The sequence below is a fragment of the Synechococcus sp. A15-44 genome (genome assembly GCF_014280115.1).
Classification (GTDB): domain Bacteria; phylum Cyanobacteriota; class Cyanobacteriia; order PCC-6307; family Cyanobiaceae; genus Parasynechococcus.
This window is the reverse complement of the sequence record NZ_CP047938.1, coordinates 2,327,730-2,346,275: the sequence shown is the minus strand read 5'-3', so window position 1 is coordinate 2,346,275 and position 18,546 is coordinate 2,327,730. Positions and strand designations below refer to the sequence as shown.

At 63.9% G+C, this 18,546-nt stretch carries 16 protein-coding genes and 1 pseudogene; 7 read left to right on the top strand and 10 right to left on the bottom strand.

Annotated features, from left to right (window positions below; genetic code table 11):
* Positions 1–29: 29 nt before the first annotated feature.
* A pseudogene (locus SynA1544_RS13140) lies at positions 30–1,520 on the top strand (DUF2079 domain-containing protein); the annotation flags it as partial.
* 7 nt (positions 1,521–1,527) lie between these two features.
* Here the strand turns inward: SynA1544_RS13140 and SynA1544_RS13135 are convergent.
* From SynA1544_RS13135 to SynA1544_RS13120, 4 genes are read right to left on the bottom strand one after another with little or no spacing between them, the layout of a single operon-like run.
* Positions 1,528–2,976, bottom strand: a complete 1,449-nt coding sequence (locus SynA1544_RS13135; RefSeq protein ID WP_186514093.1) for a DUF2079 domain-containing protein — start codon at positions 2,974–2,976, stop codon at positions 1,528–1,530.
* A complete protein-coding gene (locus tag SynA1544_RS13130; RefSeq protein WP_255477642.1) occupies positions 2,954–4,471 on the bottom strand; it encodes a glycosyltransferase family 39 protein in 1,518 nt (505 codons plus the stop codon). The genes SynA1544_RS13135 and SynA1544_RS13130 overlap by 23 nt, the downstream gene beginning before the upstream one ends.
* Positions 4,452–5,582 carry a glycosyltransferase family 2 protein gene (locus SynA1544_RS13125; RefSeq protein WP_186514092.1) on the bottom strand — a complete coding sequence of 377 codons (1,131 nt, stop codon included), beginning with the start codon at positions 5,580–5,582 and terminating at the stop codon, positions 4,452–4,454. Before SynA1544_RS13125 ends, SynA1544_RS13130 begins: the two co-directional genes overlap by 20 nt.
* Before the next feature lie 23 nt (positions 5,583–5,605).
* Positions 5,606–7,201 (bottom strand): glycosyltransferase family 39 protein, encoded by a 1,596-nt coding sequence (locus tag SynA1544_RS13120; protein WP_186514091.1) that lies wholly within the window; start codon positions 7,199–7,201, stop codon positions 5,606–5,608.
* A 430-nt stretch (positions 7,202–7,631) separates the two neighbouring features.
* Between SynA1544_RS13120 and SynA1544_RS13115 the strand changes: the two genes are divergently transcribed.
* From SynA1544_RS13115 to SynA1544_RS13095, 5 genes are all read left to right on the top strand, one after another.
* Entirely contained in the window at positions 7,632–9,164 is a 1,533-nt protein-coding gene (locus SynA1544_RS13115) for an iron uptake porin (protein WP_186514090.1), read from the top strand.
* 221 nt (positions 9,165–9,385) lie between these two features.
* Positions 9,386–11,041, top strand: coding sequence for an iron uptake porin (locus SynA1544_RS13110; RefSeq protein ID WP_186514089.1), 1,656 nt, complete (start codon positions 9,386–9,388; stop codon positions 11,039–11,041).
* Positions 11,042–11,148: 107 nt separating this feature from the next.
* Complete coding sequence (gene cysK, locus SynA1544_RS13105) at positions 11,149–12,117, top strand: cysteine synthase A (protein WP_186514088.1); 969 nt, start codon at positions 11,149–11,151, stop codon at positions 12,115–12,117.
* Positions 12,114–12,782, top strand: a complete 669-nt coding sequence (locus tag SynA1544_RS13100; protein WP_186514087.1) for a J domain-containing protein — start codon at positions 12,114–12,116, stop codon at positions 12,780–12,782. Before cysK ends, SynA1544_RS13100 begins: the two co-directional genes overlap by 4 nt.
* Positions 12,779–14,845, top strand: coding sequence for a phospholipid carrier-dependent glycosyltransferase (locus SynA1544_RS13095; protein WP_186514086.1), 2,067 nt, complete (start codon positions 12,779–12,781; stop codon positions 14,843–14,845). Before SynA1544_RS13100 ends, SynA1544_RS13095 begins: the two co-directional genes overlap by 4 nt.
* Here the strand turns inward: SynA1544_RS13095 and SynA1544_RS13090 are convergent.
* Entirely contained in the window at positions 14,824–15,078 is a 255-nt protein-coding gene (locus SynA1544_RS13090) for an NAD(P)H-quinone oxidoreductase subunit O (RefSeq protein WP_006850906.1), read from the bottom strand. The two genes, SynA1544_RS13095 and SynA1544_RS13090, sit on opposite strands and share 22 nt — an antisense overlap.
* Positions 15,079–15,160: 82 nt before the next feature.
* Between SynA1544_RS13090 and SynA1544_RS13085 the strand changes: the two genes are divergently transcribed.
* On the top strand, positions 15,161–16,090 hold the full coding sequence (locus SynA1544_RS13085) for a TIGR01777 family oxidoreductase (RefSeq protein WP_186514085.1): 930 nt from the start codon (positions 15,161–15,163) through the stop codon (positions 16,088–16,090).
* On the opposite strand, the gene SynA1544_RS13080 is transcribed toward SynA1544_RS13085, so the two are convergent.
* From SynA1544_RS13080 to SynA1544_RS13060, 5 genes are read right to left on the bottom strand one after another with little or no spacing between them, the layout of a single operon-like run.
* Complete coding sequence (locus SynA1544_RS13080) at positions 16,038–16,310, bottom strand: hypothetical protein (RefSeq protein ID WP_115160820.1); 273 nt, start codon at positions 16,308–16,310, stop codon at positions 16,038–16,040. The genes SynA1544_RS13085 and SynA1544_RS13080 overlap by 53 nt on opposite strands.
* Positions 16,307–17,476: a lipid-A-disaccharide synthase-related protein gene (locus SynA1544_RS13075; protein ID WP_186515584.1), complete on the bottom strand. Its 1,170-nt coding sequence runs from the start codon at positions 17,474–17,476 to the stop codon at positions 16,307–16,309. Before SynA1544_RS13075 ends, SynA1544_RS13080 begins: the two co-directional genes overlap by 4 nt.
* Before the next feature lie 14 nt (positions 17,477–17,490).
* Positions 17,491–17,658: a hypothetical protein gene (locus SynA1544_RS13070; RefSeq protein ID WP_170950923.1), complete on the bottom strand. Its 168-nt coding sequence runs from the start codon at positions 17,656–17,658 to the stop codon at positions 17,491–17,493.
* Between the two features lie 18 nt (positions 17,659–17,676).
* Positions 17,677–18,096 carry a hypothetical protein gene (locus SynA1544_RS13065; RefSeq protein ID WP_115080526.1) on the bottom strand — a complete coding sequence of 140 codons (420 nt, stop codon included), beginning with the start codon at positions 18,094–18,096 and terminating at the stop codon, positions 17,677–17,679.
* Between the two features lie 50 nt (positions 18,097–18,146).
* On the bottom strand, positions 18,147–18,539 hold the full coding sequence (locus SynA1544_RS13060; protein WP_186514084.1) for an iron-sulfur cluster assembly accessory protein: 393 nt from the start codon (positions 18,537–18,539) through the stop codon (positions 18,147–18,149).
* Positions 18,540–18,546 lie beyond the last annotated feature (7 nt).

The following is an 18,546-nucleotide window of genomic DNA, read 5'->3' as shown; positions in this document are numbered from 1 at the left end:
CCTGCCCAAAATCCTTCAAGGACGGCTGCATGCGTCGACCCAGCGGCATAGATGCGTCCTCCCCAACCCGTTGGCCACGCAAGGTGTTGGCGATGGCAGGTCTGTTTGTCCTGATCTGTTTTGGGCTGCAGGCCTGGCGGCTGTTCAGCCTCAGCGCCACCTATGACCAAGCCCTGTTTCTGCAGGAGCTCTGGGCGACAGCGCAGGGTCGCCCCTTTGAAAGCAGCCTCTCATCGGTGTTGTCGGGGGCGGTGGTGGTCGGCGATGGTCTCCCGTCCATCGATTACTTGCACCTGGGGCAGCACGCCAACGTCTTAACCGTGCTGATGGCCCCCCTTGTGGCTGTGTTCGGGATGTGGGCGCTGCCGTTGCTTCAGGTGGGCTTGCTCACTGCCGCAGGTCTGGTGCTGTGGCGATTGGCTGACTCCCGCCTTCCGCGGCCCCTGGCTGAACGGATCACCCTGGCCTACTTCCTCAGTGGTGCGGTGATTGGCCCGGCTCTCGAGAACTTTCATGATCTGGTTTGGCTGCCCCTGTTGGCCTTTCTCGTGGTGGGAGGGCTCCTCGATGGCTGCCGTTGGCGGGTGTGGCTGTTCGGCGCTCTGTTGCTGTTGGTGCGAGAAGACAGTGGCTTGCTGTTGTTTTCCCTTGGCCTCTGGGCCTTGGTGCGCCGTCCCGACCAACGCATCACCGGCGCCTTGCTGATGGGGGTGTCCTTCGCCTGGGTCGTGTTGGTCACCGGTTGGATTCAGCCGATGGTGGACTCCTCGTTGTCGGATCGCTTTCTCAAGGAGAAGTTCGGCCATCTGGTGGATGACCCGTCGGGGGGAACGGTTTCTGTGCTTTGGGCCATGCTGCGCCAGCCTTTGGCGTTGCTCGAAGCATTGGTGTCGCCGCCGGGGGCAACCCTCGGCTTTGTGCTGGCGTTGAGCCTGCCGCTGGTGCTGGTGCCCCTGTTCTCGGTGGATGCCGCTTTGCTGATGCTGGCACCGCTGTTGATTGCTTTGCTCTCCCAAGGGCGATCGGCCTTGTCCGTCACCCTGCGCTACGTGCTGGCTCTGGTGCCCGGGCTCTATCTCGGTGCTGTGCTCTGGTGGCAACGCCACCCGGAGGCCTGGTCGAAGCCCTGGCTGCGCCGTTGTTGGACCGCGGCCCTGTCGCTTGGCCTTGTGCTCACGCTGGTGGGGAACCCCCACCGCACCCTCTCGGCCGTCATCCCCGACAGCTTTTCCCCTTGGGCGTACGTGTCTCCTCAGCAAATGCTGAACCGCCGAAAGGCGGCTTCACAGGCCGTGGCGCTGATTCCATCGGATGCCAGCGTTGCTGCCGACACGCCTTTGCTGCCGTTGTTGGCCCAACGGGAGGCGGCGATTCGTTTCCCTCGGCATGTTCAATACCGCGATCGCGATGGAGATATCCAACCCGTGGATTGGGTGGTGGCCCTGCCCGGCTATCACACTCCGTTGGCTCCAGTGTTCAAGGGATCCCGCAACAAACAGCAGCGCATTCAGCGGGAACTGCGGAAGCTCAAGGCGTCGGGCGACTATCGCTTGGTGCATTGCCACGGCGGGGCTGTTGTTCTGCAGCGGCAGGTGCCCGACACAGCTCCAGACCCGACGGCCAGCTCTGGCAGTTCCAGTTCCTGTCCTTGGCTTGAATAAGCAACCTCTCCTGAACCCGTTGGCTTGACCCCCAGCCCGGGTCATTGGGATTGAGCAGCAGCACGTTCCATGGCCCAGTCTTGTGGGTTGGACTCTGCTTGTTCTTGGGAAAGCCGATGCTGGTGCGCTGGCTGAGCTGTGGCACCAGGTAACTGGTGGTGAGCACGGCGTCTTGCGGTTGGATCAGAGCCTGGGCCTCATTAACCTCTTGCAGCTGGGGCACTCGGGTCAGGTAGGGCCCGGAGAAGAACCAGGGCTTGGCCAGCGCCAGCCAACAGGCCATGGCCCAGCACAGCATCCAGGGAAAGCCCCGCTGGGGTTGGGGTTGCCCCCGCAGGGCATCAATGCAGGCCACCACGGCCACCAACGCCAGGGGCAGGCTGTAGTGATGCACCAGGGTGCGGTAGCTGGTGGATGCCGAGAGCAGATTCACCAGCACCAACGGCAGTCCGATCAGCAACGTGCTGAGGGAGGCCCGACGCCACAGCGCGATGCAGGGCAGGCAAAGCAGCAGCAGATATTCCGCTCCTCCGGCCCAATCCAGGCCACTGAGAACCGTTAGGGGATCGCCGTTCAAATGGTTGAACATTCGCGATGCGGCCTTGGGGCCTTCACCATCCCGGAGCAGTGGATAAAGCCAACGGCTGAGCATCAGCAGCCAGCCAATGCTGAGGCCGCCCGCAGCAAGACTCCACCGCCACCGCCGCCGCCAGGCAAGATCGACGGCCATGCCCGCTGTGATCAGCAGCAAGCCATCGCGGCAGCCCAGCATCAGCAGCAGCAAGCCAAACCAGAGCCGGGGGCGGCCTGCGCGCTCGGCCCAGAGCGCCAGGGCGAAGGCCGGCATCACCCAGGTCTCGGGGTGGAAATCGAACAGTGCGGCGTTGAACACCACCGGCTGCAGCCACCAGAGGCCGCAGGCCAGCCAGCACTGCCGAGCGCCCAAGCCAGCCTGCTTCGCAAGCCACCAAACCGGCAGTGCGGTGCAACTCAGCGCCAGGGCCTGACTGGCCAGGAGCCAATGGATGCTGGGCAGGATCCGATAGGCCGCACCGGCCAGATAGAGCATCCAGGCCCCATGGTCGGCCAGCACATGCACCTGCTCCATCGAGGAGATCGGTGCCATTCCCGATCCGATCAGCCAGGCCCATTGATCGAACAGCCCCAGGTCGTAGGCATTGCTCTGGAGCAGGCCATGGCGTGTCGCCGCAACGCCCCAGAGCAGCAGGCCCAGCCCTGCGCAAAGCGCCAGCAGCAGCGGAGGACAGCCCCGCGGCTGAGATGGCCGGGCGTCAGCGCTGAGGCTGGAGGTCATCGATCGGAATCAGATAGGTCTGGCTGCCAGCGTCCACCCAGGCACGGGGGCTTGCCTCCACCATCTCCCGCAGACGCAGTTGCCGCCGCTTCGGCATTGGCCGGTAGGTCTTGTCCCATAGGAAGCTGCCGGCCAGATGGCTGGCTCCAGCCCGTTTCCAGCGCTGCAGTCGCTCCGGCGTCAGTTGTTTGCTGGAGATCAGCCAGCCCTGACGGCGGGCCAGGTTGAGCAGGGTTGGGTCGGTGCTGGTGACACTCACAATCCGAGCCTCGCCGGGCAGATCCCTGCGGATGGTGAGGGCCAATGGCATCCATGCGTCTCGCTGGCGATGCTCCACCGCCCAGTAATCCAGGGAGAGCACCGTGAGGCTCACCACCAGGGCAAGGCCGATCAACAGCCGAGGCTGCCAGCGGGGCCGCCGCTGGTGCCAGGTCTGCCAGCCCAAGCCGATCAGTGGGGAACTGAACAGCAGCAGCGGCAGCTGGTAGTACTCGTGAATCGTGCTCGAGCGCATGGTGGCGATTGTGCAGAGCAGCACCCCCACCAAGCCGCTGATCGCGATCTGCCCGCCGCCGCTGCGCCAGCTCGCCCTGAGACCGATCAGCAGAAACGGCACTCCCACCAGCGCCAGGAGACGCAGGCTCACCCGCACCAGCAGGTTGATCCAGCCGTTGAGGTCCAGCAGAAGACTGAGGCTGCTGCGATCGGCGCCCGAGCCCCAGAACCCGAAGCTCAGTCCACTGGCCTGTCCCAGTTGATGGGCATGCCAGTACCAGCCGGCGATCGCCATCAGGCTGCTGCCGATGTAAAGCCAGAAGCCCGGACGCCCCAGCTGACGAAGCACGCGGCTCGGCAGGGTCTGCAGGGCTGGGGCCTGGCCTTGAGGGTTGGAGCTGAGCTGCACCATCAGCAGCGGTAGCCCCAACCAGAGCAGTGGAATTACCTTGATCAGGCCAGCACTGGTGAGGCACACCCAGCTCAGGGCAAGGGCCCAGGGCAAGCGTCGCTCACGCCAGAGGCTCAGGCTCTCCAGGGCCCCTGCGGCACAGAGCAGCAACAGGGCTTCGGCCTGAAAGGCGCGCCCGAAATACACCCCCAAAGGTGCGATGGCAAAGGCCAGGCCCGCCCACCAGCCGGCTTCGGGGTTGAACCAACGCCGGCCCAGGCGCATCACCAGCCAGATGGTCAAGGCGCTGCAGAACACCGACAGACCGCGGCCCAGCCACTCCTGCACGCCGATCAGGCCGTAGAGGCGGCTTACCAGAAAGGGGTAGAGGGGAAATTCCGACTCCACGAAGCCGGCACTCGCACCGCCCCAGTCGACCTGCGGCAGCCAGATCGGTGTGCCTTCCTGGAGGAAATGCCTCGCCATGGCCGCGGTGTCGGCCTGCCGCCAGCTGTGAACCCCCAGCACCGGCATCCAAACCTGCACCAGCCGCAGCAGGATTCCCACGCCGATCGGCAGCCAGGTCAGCTTAAGGACTGTTCCAGACAAAGCGGGATGACGCCGCATAGTTCCAGACGTAGACGACAACAATGCCCGCCAGCTGGGCCCAGAGCGCATGGGCCTGGATCAGGGTGTAAAAACTGGTTGCAAGGCCAACGTTGGCAAGGGCCGGCAGGGAAGCCACCAGCAGGAATTTCAGTAACCCTCGGATCAACTGTCGACCGCTTTGGCGTCGGTCTCGGAAGGTGAGGGCGTTGTTCACCAGATAGTTCGAGCTTGCTGCTGTGATCACGGCCACCGGAAGCGCTTGCTGAAACGCCAGGTTGAACAGGCCCATCAGCAGTGCTGTGGACAGCAGCTGCACCACCACGCCTGAGGCGCCCACAAGCCCGAAGCTGATGGCCCGACGCGGCAACAGCCGCAGGGTTGCGGTGTGAATCAGGGACACGATGAAGTCCCAAAGGATGGCGAGATCGAGCTTGGAGCTGCCATGCAGCCGCGGCTGAAAGCTCAGCGGAATTTCTCCCACCTGCAGGCGGCCGCGGCTGATGGCCAGGAGTTCGTAGAAAAATTTGAAGCCGTTGACGTCCACTTGCCGCACCAGCGGCAGGCAGTGGTTGAGGCGCAGCACGATGAAGCCACTCATGCAATCGGTCAGGTGCCGGTAGGAGCTTGGGAGGCTCCAACGGGCGAGACGGTTGGCGAGGGTGGAGCCATCGGTGCGTCGATCACTGAGGCCTCGGATTTCGGAGCGGTCGAGGAAGCGGCTCCCGGCCACAAGGTCCAGTCCCTCGTGATCCAGGAGCTGCACGGCTTCGCCCACGGAGGTCGGTTCGTGCTGGCCATCGCTGTCCATCACAACAGCGGTGGGATACAGGGCTGCGATCAGCCCTTCTTTGATGGCGCTGGCCAGTCCGGAGCGTCCCACCCGTTGGATGATCCGGATCCTGGGGTCCTGGCGGGCCAGGGCACGAACCAGATCAGGGGTGCCATCGCGGGAATCGTCATCGACGATCAGGATTTCGAGCGGATGATCCGTCCCCAGGTGCAGCAGGGACTCGATCACCTGGCGGATGGAACCACCCTCATTGAATGTGGGCAGCACGATGGACAGGCCGCTGTGGCTTGTCGGTCCTTCACGTTCCGCGGTGGACGACACAGTGCGCTCCAGTCGGGCTCAGGCTACCGACAGTTGGCCAGGGTCCATCGCCCCGCTTGGCCTTCGGTGACGCAGTTCTCCTGCGGTTTGTCGCTGAGACGGAGACCCGCGCCACCTTCGTAGCGCTGAATGCGTTGTTCGGCATACCAGTTGAGACTGGGACGCTCGTCGTAACCCTTCAGCCTGATCTCGCCTCCAGGGTTGGCTCTGGCCAGGGCTGCCACCGGTTGCACGGGCCAGGTTTCGTTGAGCTCCCACAACCACAGGGGGGAGTGAAACAGCAGGGCCAGCGCTGCCACATTGCCGCAGCTGAGGCTGATCACCCCCAGGCGTCGTCGCTGTGGTGCGCCAGAGCGCAGCCACCATCCGCCGCCACACCAGCCAAGGCCCAGCACAACCGCCAGGTCGCGGTAGGGCACAAGGCTGCTGCCGATGCTGGTGAAGCTGCTCAGCCAAAGCAGCAGGAGCAGCAGTCCGAGCCCGCACCAGAACATTGGAAGCCGCGACAGCAGCCAGCGGCAGGGGGGATTGGGGCTCTCAGGTGCACGTTTGGATGACAAGGGTTGCTCCACCAGCCAGGCCAGCAGCGGAGCACAAAGAAGAGCAATCGGCAGCCAGAGCGGGTGGCTGTACCAGGGGAGCTGGGTGCGCAGCGGAAGAATGGCCCCGGCCAGGGTGAGCAGGGAGGCCAAGGACCAGCGGCCCCAGCGGCTTTGACGCCATCGCCAGGCCCAGGCCAGGGCGAAGGGCAGCAGCGGCAGCCAGGGCCAGCCCCCCTCCAGCACTTCGATCAGCGGGACCCTCCAGCCCAGATCACTGCCTTCGCCAGCATCCAGAAGAACCCGCCCAGCGCCATCGCCGCCCCAGAGCCAGAGCGCTTCGCTGCCTCGGATGTGGGCATGCCAGAGATGCCAGCCGATTCCCGGCGCCAGGCCCAGCAGCATCCCGATCAGGGCTGCCGACTTGTTGGGCCAGGATTTCCATTCCTGGCTCCAGGCCAGGGCCACAACAGCGGCCACCGCCGCGGGCACCAGCAACGGGGCTTTGAGCAGCAGCATGGCGCTGGCCATCAGGCCGGCGACGCCCCCCCAGAGTGCACTGGTTCGGCTGCCGTTGAGCTTCATCAGGGCCAGCCAAAGCAAAGCCATGGCCGACAGCTGGGTTCCATCCAGCATGGCCAGACGTCCGTGCCGGGCCACCGGCAACAGTGTCAGCAGAATCACGCTGGTGGCGAGGGCGCTGGAGCGATCTCCCGGCCGCAGCGTCCATTGCAGCCAGCCTCCAAGGGGCACCACCAGGCACGACAGCAAGGCGGGTGCCAGACGGATCGTCCACTCCGAGGGGAGCTGGTCGGGCTGCGTTGTGGCGCCGATCACGAGGGCGATCAGGCTGTGCAGACCAGGTGCCTTGTTGAGATAGGGCTTGTCCCAGAGGGTGGGTAGCAACGGGGCTTCCCCGAGGCCGTGGCGAAGTTCGAGGGCCACCTGGGCCACGGTGGCTTCATCGAAGTCCCGCAAGGGGAGATCGCCGAGGCCGATCAGGGCCAGCACGGCAGCGACTATGCCGAGCGCCACCAATGCGATCCAGGGTGCTGCGTCAGGAGCTGAGCCGGAGCGCATGGGGGCCCCTCTTCACATCAAAAACTGAGTATGGTCCTGGTGTTCAGGATGCAGCGGCGTGGAGAAGTGAGTGCTTCCTTCGGGAAGTGGGCACAACTCCGAAGGCGTTGCCGGCATTCACAACCCTTCAGGAGGAGGTGTCCATGATTCCCAGTTGTTTGATCCAGGGTCTGCTGATCGCGGAGAACGCCGGCTGAACGGCGCCTTCTGACTGATCATCCGGTTCCGCGGCAAAAGCGGACCCGGCGAGAGCCCCCGCCCGGATGTCCGGGCGGGGGCATCGTTTATTTGGGAGTGCCTCGCCCCCGAAACGGTATCCACTGATACATGTCGATGTAGGGACCGGCACACGCGGCGTTGGTGGGCCGATGAGCAGCCCGCAAAATTTGGAAATGGCGTAGTTGCGCCTATTTCCTGTGTGAGGAATCCCATGAAGCTTTTCCAGCAACTGCTGGTGGCTCCTGCCGCCCTTGGCCTTCTGGCCACCGGCGCCAATGCCGCCGAGCTGAACATCAACGGCGTCTCTGATTACGCGGCTTCCGCTGATCAGGTCACCAGCGTCACCCAGTTCTCTGACGTCTACCCCACCGACTGGGCCTATCAGGCTTTGGCCAACCTGGTGGAGACCTACGGCTGCGTCGCCGGTTACCCCAACGGCACCTTCCGTGGCAACCGTGCCATGACCCGCTATGAAGCGGCCGCCCTGCTGAACGCTTGCCTCGACCGGATCACTGAAGTGACCGACGAGCTGCGTCGTCTGCTCAAGGAATTCGAAACCGAGCTGGCCATCCTCAAGGGTCGCGTTGACGGCCTCGAGGCCCGCGTGGGCGAACTGGAAGCCACCCAGTTCTCCACCACCACCAAGCTGAAAGGTAAGGCTGACTGGGTCTTCGGCGCAGCCAAGTTTCACGGTGAAGGCAGCGATGCGGCCGCAGCTGCTAGCGGCGGTACCTCCTTCAGCTACAACCTGGCGCTGAACCTGGAGACCAGCTTCACCGGTAAGGACCTGCTCTACACCCGTCTGCGTGCGGGCAACATGGACAACGTGTTCGGTGGAGCCGGCACCTACGGCCTGTTCGCTCAGGAGTACGGCTTCAACTCCGAGAACGACGTCAAGGTCAACCGCCTGTACTACAGCTTCCCCATCGGTGAGAACTTCACCGTGGTTGGTGGCCCCGTTGTTCGTATGGACGACATGCTGCCGGTGTGGCCTAGCGCCTACCCGTCTGCCATGACGTACGACTTCTTCACCTACGCCGGCGCCCCTGGTGCTTACAACCTGGCTCTCGGCGCTGGTGCTGGTGTGTACTGGAAGTCTGATGACTTCAGCATCTCCACCAGCTACCTGTCGATCAACGGCAACAAGAGCTGCCCCAACTCCAGCACTTGTGTCAACGACGACGGTGAGCTGATCGGTGGCGGTATCGGCACCGACGCTGCTGACTTCAGCGCCACCACTCAGATCGCTTACGCACCTGAGAACTGGGGTATCGCTGCTGCCTACACCAAGGCTTCCGGCAACTCTGACAAGCTCTACATCGGCAACGCCAACCCTGCTGGCGTCCTGATCTCAGGTCTTGGTGGTCAAACCAACTCCTGGGGCCTGAGCGCCTGGTGGATGCCTGAAGAGTCAGGCTTCATTCCTTCCGTCAGCGCTGGCGTTGGTGCTACCTACGCCGAAGCAGGTGGCGATGACTACGACAGCGCCTCCTGGTATGTGGGCCTCGAGTGGGCTGATGCCTTCCTGGAAGGCAACTCCCTCGGCATGGCTGTTGGTCAGCCCACCTTCGACACCGATGGCGATGGTGCCGGCTACGCCTGGGAGTTCTTCTACAAGTTCCAGGTCACCGACAACATCAGCGTGACTCCTGCCATCACCTACCTGGCGAAGCCCTTCCCTTCCCAGGACTCCGATGGCCTCAACGCCATGAGCGGTCTGATCAAGACCCAGTTCAAGTTCTGATTCTTGGTTTGAGGCCCCTTCTGGGGTTTCATCCTCTTCAGATCCTTCGGCTCTCCACCTCGGTGGAGAGCTTTTTTATTGGACTCAAGCGAGAGATGAATGGTCTTAACCGATACATAAACAACCCTTGGGTTGCTGTTATCGGCATGGTGATCTCGTGCCAATAGCGTTGGTCCGCTGGCATGTCTTGCCGGCAATTTCTCTTGGTGTGAGAACCCAAAATGAAGCTTTTCCAGCAACTGCTGGTGGCTCCTGCCGCCCTTGGCCTTCTGGCCACCGGCGCCAATGCCGCCGAGCTGAACATCAACGGCGTCTCTGATTACGCGGCTTCCGCTGATCAGGTCACCAGCGTCACCCAGTTCTCTGACGTCTACCCCACCGACTGGGCCTATCAGGCTTTGGCCAACCTGGTGGAGACCTACGGCTGCGTCGCCGGTTACCCCAACGGCACCTTCCGTGGCAACCGTGCCATGACCCGCTATGAAGCGGCCGCCCTGCTGAACGCTTGCCTCGACCGGATCACTGAAGTGACCGACGAGCTGCGTCGTCTGCTCAAGGAATTCGAAACCGAGCTGGCCATCCTCAAGGGTCGCGTTGACGGCCTCGAGGCCCGCGTGGGCGAACTGGAAGCCACCCAGTTCTCCACCACCACCAAGCTCAAGGCCAAAACCGTCTGGGTCGCTGGTGCTACCAACGCGATTGGCGATAACTACAGAGACACCTCTGATGAGGATCGGGTCCGCAATCGCAAGCGTTCTGATTACAACGCTCGTTACGGCGCCTTCTCCTTCAGCTACGACCTGCGTCTTGGCCTGAAGACCTCCTTCAGCGGCAAGGACCTGCTGTACACCCGTCTGCGCGCCGGCAACATGGGCGACAGCAGCGTGTGGGACGGCAACGGCGTTCCCATGAACAAGCTCGACACCGCTGCCCCCGGTGGCAACAGCGTCGAGATTGATCGTCTCTACTATCGCTTCCCCCTCGGCGACAGCTTCAAAGTCCAGGTCGGTCCTCTGACCCGGAACACCGAGATGATGGGCTACAAGGCCAGTGCTTACGGCAAGGGCGGTAGCAAGATCCTTGATTTCTTCGGTGGTTCCCTGGGTACCCCCGGCGTCTGGAACAAGGAGACCGGCGGTGGCTTCGGTGCCATCTACAGCAACAAGAAGCAAGTGGAGAAGGGCAACCCCTACTTCACCGTGGCTGCTAACTATGTTGCCGACTCCGGTGAGGCCAATGACAGCAACCCCAACACGGGTGGCTTCATGACCGACAACTCGGAAGGCAATATCACCACGCAGATTGCCTACGGCAACAAGCAGTGGGGCTTGGCCGCCGGTTATCGCTACGGCCAGTGCGGTGCCAAGTTCCGTACCGCAACTGAGTACGCCGCTGGCGGCAAGTTCGGCACCCCTTGCACCGTCGCTGACGGCGAGCGCACCAACGCCGACAGCCACAGCTGGTCTGCCCATGCCTTCTGGCGTCCTGAAGAGTCCGGCTGGATGCCTTCCATCAGCGCTGGTGTCGGTAGCTCCTACCTGACTGGCAACGATGCCTGGGATGACAACACCAACAAGCGGTCCATGGCCAGCTGGATGGTGGGTCTGACCTGGAACGATGTCTTCCTCGAAGGCAACGCCCTGGGTTATGCCGTGGGTCAGCCCCAGTTCGTCTACGAGGTCGAAGACGGCTTCGTTGCTGACGGCGGTTACGCCATGGAGCTCTGGTACAGCTTCCAGGTGACTGACAACATCCAGATCACCCCTGCTGTGTACTGGCTGAGCCGTCCCTTCGGTGACGACACCCAGGCTGACAACGGCAACTACAAGTCCCTTGGCGTCCTCGGTGGCCTGGTTCAGACCACCTTCAAGTTCTGATCATTTGCCCCGACTTCGGTTGGGCCTTCAGAACAACCTTCCTCACACACCAAGCCCTCCTTTGCGGAGGGCTTTTTTTATGGTCGATCTGCGGGCAAGCTGCAGCCATGAGCATTGCTCCTGACATCACGGCCTTGATCGGTGGCACGCCCCTCGTGCGGTTGAACCGATTGCCCCAGGCCTGCGGCTGCCAGGCCGAGATCCTGGCCAAGTTGGAGAGCTTCAATCCATCCGCCTCGGTGAAAGATCGCATCGCCAGCGCGATGGTGCTAGAGGCGGAGCAGGCGGGCACGATTGTTCCTGGGCAAACCGTGCTGGTGGAACCCACCAGTGGCAACACCGGAATTGCCTTGGCCATGGTGGCGGCGGCCCGGGGCTACCGGCTGATTCTCACCATGCCGGACACGATGAGCACCGAGCGTCGCGCGATGCTGCGGGCCTACGGCGCCGAGTTGCAGCTCACCGATGGTGCCCAGGGGATGAATGGGGCCATCGCGCTGGCCAAGGAGTTGGTGGCGGAGATTCCCAACGCCTATCTGCTTCAGCAGTTCGATAACCCCGCCAATCCAGCCGTGCATGAACGCACCACCGCCGAGGAGATCTGGCGCGATACCGAGGGTCAGATCGATGCCTTTGTGGCGGGGGTGGGCACCGGCGGCACCATCACCGGCTGTGCCCGTCTTTTGAAACAACGCCAGCCGCAGCTTCAGGTGATTGCCGTTGAGCCCGAGGCCAGTGCTGTGCTGTCTGGAAAGCCCCCGGGGGCCCATCGCATCCAGGGGATTGGAGCTGGTTTTGTTCCTGCGGTGCTGGAACTCGATCGGATTGATTCGATCCTCACGGTGAGCGATGAGGAGGCGATGCAGGTGGGCCGGCGCCTGGCCCGTGAGGAAGGTCTGCTCTGCGGCATCAGCAGTGGTGCGGCCATGGCGGCGGCCCTGCGGGTGGGCCAAGACTCCGCGATGGCGGGCAAACGCCTGGTGGTGATGCTGGCTAGTTATGGCGAGCGCTACCTCTCAACCCCGATGTTCAGTGCTGCTTCGCAGCTTCCCGCCCGGAGGGATGGTCAGCTGTGAGCGACCCCTACGCCGTGCTCGGTGTCAGCAGCACCGCCAGCAATGCTGAGATCAAGGCGGCCTACCGCCAGCTGGTGAAGCAGCACCATCCCGATGCCGGTGGCGACGACCAGCAGATGCTGGCCCTCAATGCCGCTTGGGAAGTTCTCGGGGATACCGAGCGCCGTAAGGCATTCGATCGCACGCGGCCACAGCCGGGCCGAGCGGCATCGCCGACGGACCTGCGCCGGGCCAGCCGTGCCCACGATCGTGCTGTGGCCGCTGACGATGCCCTGGTGGAGTGGCTGCGGCGGGTTTATGCCCCGATCGATCGCATGCTCGGTGAGGTGATCAATCCCTTCCCCAAGCAACTCAAGGCACTGTCAGCAGACCCCTACGACGACGAGCTGATGGAGGCGTTCTGCAGTTATCTCGAGGCGAGTGGACGTCGGATGGACAAGGTCAAGCAACTGTTCCAGTCGGTGCCCACACCGGCCTCGGCCCGTGGCTTCGGGCTGAGCCTGTATCACTGTCTTTCCGAAGTGGAAGACGCTCTGGCCGAACTGGAGCGCTACACCATGGGTTACGTGGATGGATATCTCCACGATGGTCGCGAGATGCTGCGGGAGGCCAAGCAGCGACGCAAGCGGCTCCAGGATGAACGGCGTCGCTTGGAGATCGTGTGAAGCAGCGCTGGCGTTTCTGGGCTTCGGTTGCCCTGATCTGGGTGCTCTCAACCCTGGTGGATCGGCTCTGGTGGACGCTCCAGACCGGCGTCCCCGCCTGGGATCAGGCTGATTACCTCAACAGCGCCATGGATCATGGCCGCGCCTTGGGCTTGCTTCCCGGTGGCGGGTGGCAGGGTTGGCAGGCGCTGCTGGATCTGTCGCCGAAGATTCCGCCCCTGGCCTCGCTGGTGAACGGCAGCGTGATGGCCCTGAGTGGTGATGCCCCGGAGCAAGCGGCCTGGAGCCTGAGTGTCTGGCACGGGTTGCTCCTGGTGGTGATGGCGGGTTGGGGGCGGCGGCTGCAGGGGGATGGCCTTGCCTTGATCGCCTGCCTGTTGGCGGCATTGACGCCGGCCTTTCTGGATCTGCGCACGGATTACGTGCTGGAGATGGCCCTGGTGGCCAGTTGCAGCCTGGCGATCTGGCGTCTCGGGGTCTGGTGTGACCCTCAGACCGGAGGACGCTGGGGGCAGGCCTGGGGTTGCACCCTGGCAGCCATCGCTGCGGTGCTGGTCAAGCAGAGCGCCCTGCTGGTGCTGGTTCCTGCGGGACTCTGGGCTGCGGGAATCGCGTTGCAACGGGGTGGTCCTTGGTTGCGTCAGGCTTCGCTGCTGCCCCTGCTCACGGCGGTCCTGATCGGCCCCTGGTTGCGTCACAACTGGATTACCAGCCTCGGCGGCACCAACCGAGCCGTGTTCGAGTCGGCGGCCCGGGAAGGCGATCCTGGGGTCTTCAGCCTGGCCAGTTGGCTGTGGTACCCCCGCCTGTTGCCGGAGCAGCTCGGCACGGTACTTCTGGTGGTGGGCTTGTCCGGGCTGCTGCTTTGGTGCTGGCAGCGCCGGCAGCCCTCCAGCGACCACGCCTGGTCCTGGCGCTGGCTCCTGCTCAATCTGGTGGCGGCCTGGGTGCTCACCACGCTGAGCCCCAACAAAGGCGACCGCTACATCTCTCCCCTGCTGCCCTCCCTGCTGTTGCTCCTGGCCCGAGGCTGGTGGCAATGGGGCCATTGGTTCGAGGCCAGGCGTTCGAGGCTGGTGTGGCCCCTTTTCGGTGCTGGTCTGTTGGCCTGTGTGCCGGCGGGCTGGGCCCATCAGCTGCATCGCTTTGACGACCGGCCCCGTGGCCCGGTGGAGGCGCTGGTGGAGGCCGCCGGCGGTGCGGATCCCAGCAGTCCTCCTGCCACGTTGATCGTGGTGCCCAGCACCTCCGATCTCAACCAGCACAACGTCAGCTTCTATGGCCGTCGCCACGGGGGGCAGACCGTTGGCCGGCAGCTGGGGGGCAGCCAACAGGACCGTGGGCCTGTGCTGGCACGGACGGAATGGGTGGTGTTGGCGGAAGGGAACCAGGGATCGGTGCGCAAAGCGGCGCGACGGTTGGATCAAGCCGTGCGCAGCAGCGGTGTGTTCGAGCCGGTGCATCAATTTGAGCGCCCCAAGGGCGGGAGTTATTCCCTCTGGCGCCGCCGCGCTACTCATCCGATTGCAGGCCCTTCCTTCGCGCAGCGCTTCCCCGATCTTGCCGCTGGCCTGGCGGCAGGGCCGGTGGGGCTGGATCCGGTGTTTGCTGCGGTGGGGCAGGAGCACATGCTCGATGGCCATTTCAGCTACCGGGATCCGGTGCGTTCTGAGGCCTTGGCGGCCTTGGCGCAGGATCCCCAGGCCGTGAAACCGCGTTGGACCCTTGCCCTGCTGGCGGTGCTGGACAACCGTCCGGCGCAGGCAGCGGAGCAGTTCGAGGCGCTGCAACGGCTGTTGCCCGATAACCCCTGGCCAGCGGCCTACCGCAGTGTGGTCAACCTGGCGGGGTGGAACCCCTGGCAGGCCGCCGCCGCTGCTGATGGGGCCAGCGTTTCAAATCCTGTGTTGGCGGCGCTGGGGGATCTCAGCGGTGTGCTCTCTGGGGCTGTTTGGCGCATCCCCGCCGCCATCACGTCAGTTCCAGCGGCCGTCACAGCCGTGGAGGAGGCCCTGGAGCCTGCCTCCAGCCAAGATCAGGATCAGGAGCAGGCTTCCAGCTGATCCATCCGCAGCCACACATCGGGCACCGGACGGTTCCAGCGCACCTGGCCGTAGTCCCCCTTCACCACCAGCAGCTCGCCGGGACCTTCAAAGATGTAGTCGGGTGCTGTGGGATCGCTGGCTCCAGCCTCAAGGCTGGAGCTGTAGGCGGCTCTGTTCACCTTGACCAAGGCACCTTTGCGCAGCGCAGCAGGCTTGGCCTTGGCGGGGGCAGCGGCGTCGGATTCGGCCATGACAGGGGACGGTGATGGCACCAGGCTAAAACCAATCGCCCACGAACCCCCTTAGCCTCCCAGCCGCACCACCCCCGCTTTCATGCGTCTGCTGCTGTTTGGCTGCACAGGTTTTGTTGGCCGTGAGCTCCTGCCGCTCCTGCTTCAGGCCGGGCACCAGCTCACAGTGGTGAGCCGCCGCTTGGCCCGCGGCTACGACGCTGAACGGGCGGATGGGCGACTGATCTGGATGCAGTTCGACCCTGCCAGCAGCAGCACCTGGACCGACGCCGGCCTGTTGGACGCCCTGAACCAGGCCGATGCGGTGGTCAACCTGGCGGGCGAACCGATTGCCGAGAAGCGTTGGACCCCGACCCACCGGCAGCTGCTTGAAACCAGCCGTCTGGAGACGACCTCTCAGTTGGTGAAGGCGATTGATGCCTGTTCAACGCCACCGAAGCTGCTGGTGAATGCCTCGGCCATCGGCTTCTATGGCTCCAGCCTGGACAAGCGTTTTCTTGAATCGAGCACCCCTGGCGACGACTTCCTTGCGAGCTTGTGTGAGCGCTGGGAAGCGGCGGCTGAGGCGGTGCCGTCTGCGGTTCGGAAGGTCACCCTGCGGATCGGTATCGTGCTGGCTGCCGACGGCGGCGCACTCGGAAAAATGCTTCCGGTGTTTCGCACAGGGTTTGGCGGTCCGATCGGCAGTGGCCGGCAGTGGATGAGTTGGATCCACCGCACTGACCTCTGTGCCCTGATCCTTCAATCCCTCACCGACGAGAGCTGGAGTGGCGTGATCAATGCCGTGGCTCCCGAGCCCGTCTCGATGACGGCCTTCTGCAAGCAGCTTGGCCGGAGCCTGGGCCGTCCGAGTTTGTTGCCGGTGCCTGCTCCAGTACTTCAGGTGCTTCTGGGGGACGGCGCCAAGGTGGTGTTGGAGGGCCAGCAGGTTGCTTCGGAGCGGCTTGACGCCCTGAACTTCAGCTTCCGCTACCCCGATCTGGCTTCAGCACTCGCCGCTGCCACCAGCTGAAGATGCCGCTCACCAGGGCCGCCATGATCAGCAGGCTGATGGCTGGGGCGAACAGGGGTTGCCACAGCAGCTGAACCTGGTCCATCAGCCAGTCATGGCCTTGGCCCTGTTGCACCACGGCAACGGCGAAGACCCCTGCGCCGATAAACACCAGCAGCACGTTCACCATCAGCAGGCGGTCAAGCCAGCGTTTCCAGGCCGGTTCAGGCGGCGCACTCATGCAAGAAGTGAGCAAATGGCTGCCGCCATTCTCAGGCCACCGCCCGCTTCTCCGAGGCGCCATTTGGCCTCCTCTCGGCATTGCTGTTGCAAGTCAGGATCCCGTCGCGCACGTTCAAGCAGAGCCATGGCCAGCTCCGCTGTTCCTTTCAAAGCCTCATGGCTGCCACTCTCCCCGTGGGCGCAGAACACAGTGGGCCCGAGCAGGCGCCGTTGGGCTTCAGCGAATGCAGCTGTGAATTGTGGGCCTTGTCCCGGCAGCTGCAGCACCGGTTTGGCCAGGCCAACGGCCTGCTCGATGGCCGTACCTGCCATGCCGATCACCAGATCACTGTGCTGCAGCACAGCTCGGAAGGCCCCGCGGCGAACGTTGATCCCCCGGGCTCCCTCACGCTGTAGCACGCTGTTTTTCAAGTGCCAACCGCATCGTTCGCTCAGCCGCCGCAAGCTGTCGTCATCGAGGCTGGGCACCAAGGCCAGATCCACGTTGCAGCGAACTGTGCTGGGCAGCAGCTCGATCAGCCGCAGCAACAGCTGCAGGTTCTGTTCCAGTTCCGGTCGGCGGCTGCCGGGCAGCAGACCGATGCGTGGCGTGCTGCTGGGCGGTGGGGTGGCCGCTGTGAGCACCGAATCCATGAACGGATTGCCCAGGAAGGTCACCGGCCGTTGCAGTTGTCTGCTGAGGTCTTCGGCGGTGCATTGATCGCGGCTGTACACCGCTTTAAATCGCTGGTTTTTCAATAGAGCGGCGCAGGGCCAGGGCAGGCGCAGCCTCCCTTCGTAGTGGCTGGAGTAGGCCACTAGGTAGGTCGCCACCGGGCGTTGGCTGAGCCATGCCGCGATCACAGGGATCACATCTCCCACCACCAGGATCAGATCGAAGCGACGCCGGTACCGCATCAGACGCATCAGGCGTCGGAGCAGATACAGCACTTGCCCTTGAGCGATCTCGGTGAGGCGGCCGCGAAGGCTGGTGTAGCCAATACCGCCGGTGCTGAATTCATGGCTGCGTCCCAGCAGCGGCACCCCGGCTTTTTGGTAGGCGCTGCCAAGGCCCACCAGCGGAAGCGCCTGCACGTTGTGGCCCTGCTGCTGAAGCTCCTGGGCCAGCAGGGCGCCGGAGAGGTCTTCACCGTGGCCATTGCTCAGCAGCAGGATGCGTGCCATTGCTGGGCTGCCCATCACCACATCCAGGTGCTCGGATCCGGAATGCCGTTGGCGCGTCTGGCCAGTTGCAAGCGTCGCGCTTCGCTGGCCAGGCGTTCCTGCCGCAATTGAGCCGAACGATCCGCTGGAGGCCGCACGCGAACCTGGGACGGCAGACGGGTGATGGTCCAGGTGGCTGTCATGCAGCGCGTCCGTTGTGATCAGAGCTCAAGCCAGGCTTTCACTTTCTCGAGGGCCTTCCAGCCGGGTTTGCGTTCAAGCCCGTCGGCGATCGAGGCCTTGAGTTCGCCGGACACCTCTGGGGCCAGGGTCATCACCTGCTGGACCACCTGGATGTGGTCACGCACGCCCTTGGATTGGGTTTCCAGCAACGCCAGGCTCAGGTTGATCCTGGCCTGGGGGTCCTGGCCGTTGAGTCTCACAGCGAAACGTGCCGACCGCAGCGCCTCCTCTGGTTGGTCGCAAAGAAGCTGCAGCCAGGCCAGGCAGGTCCAGCCCGCCGACTGGCGAGGAGCGGCTTCAACGATGCGGGCGAAATCAGGGAGAACCTCTTCGGCCGCGGCGCCGGCCTGATATCGGGCCATGGCCTGCTCAAACAGGCTGTCCTGGGAAGTCTCCATCAATTAGGGAGAGGGCAGTGATCTCCCCTCAGATTCCCACGTGGCTTCGCTCACACGGCGAAGGAACTGCCGCAGCCACAGGTCTGGCTGGCGTTGGGGTTGGTGAAGTTGAAGCCACCACCGATCAGAGCCGTGCTGAAGTCCAGCTGCATTCCGTAGATGTAGAGCAGGCTTTTGGGATCACAGATCACCCGGAAGCTCTGACCATCAGCCGCCATGTATTCGTAGGTCTCGTCGTCGTCGAGGGTGTCTGAGGCGGGCACGAAATCCATCGTGTAGCTCATGCCGCTGCAACCCCCGGACCTCACCCCGACGCGCAGCACCTGGTTCTCACCCTGTTCGCCACACAGCTTCGCCAGCTGCTGCATCGCCGGTTCGGTGATCAGGATGCCCTTGCCGTCTTTGGCGGTATGGGCCGGCGAGGTATCGGGGGTGGAAGTCATGGTCAAC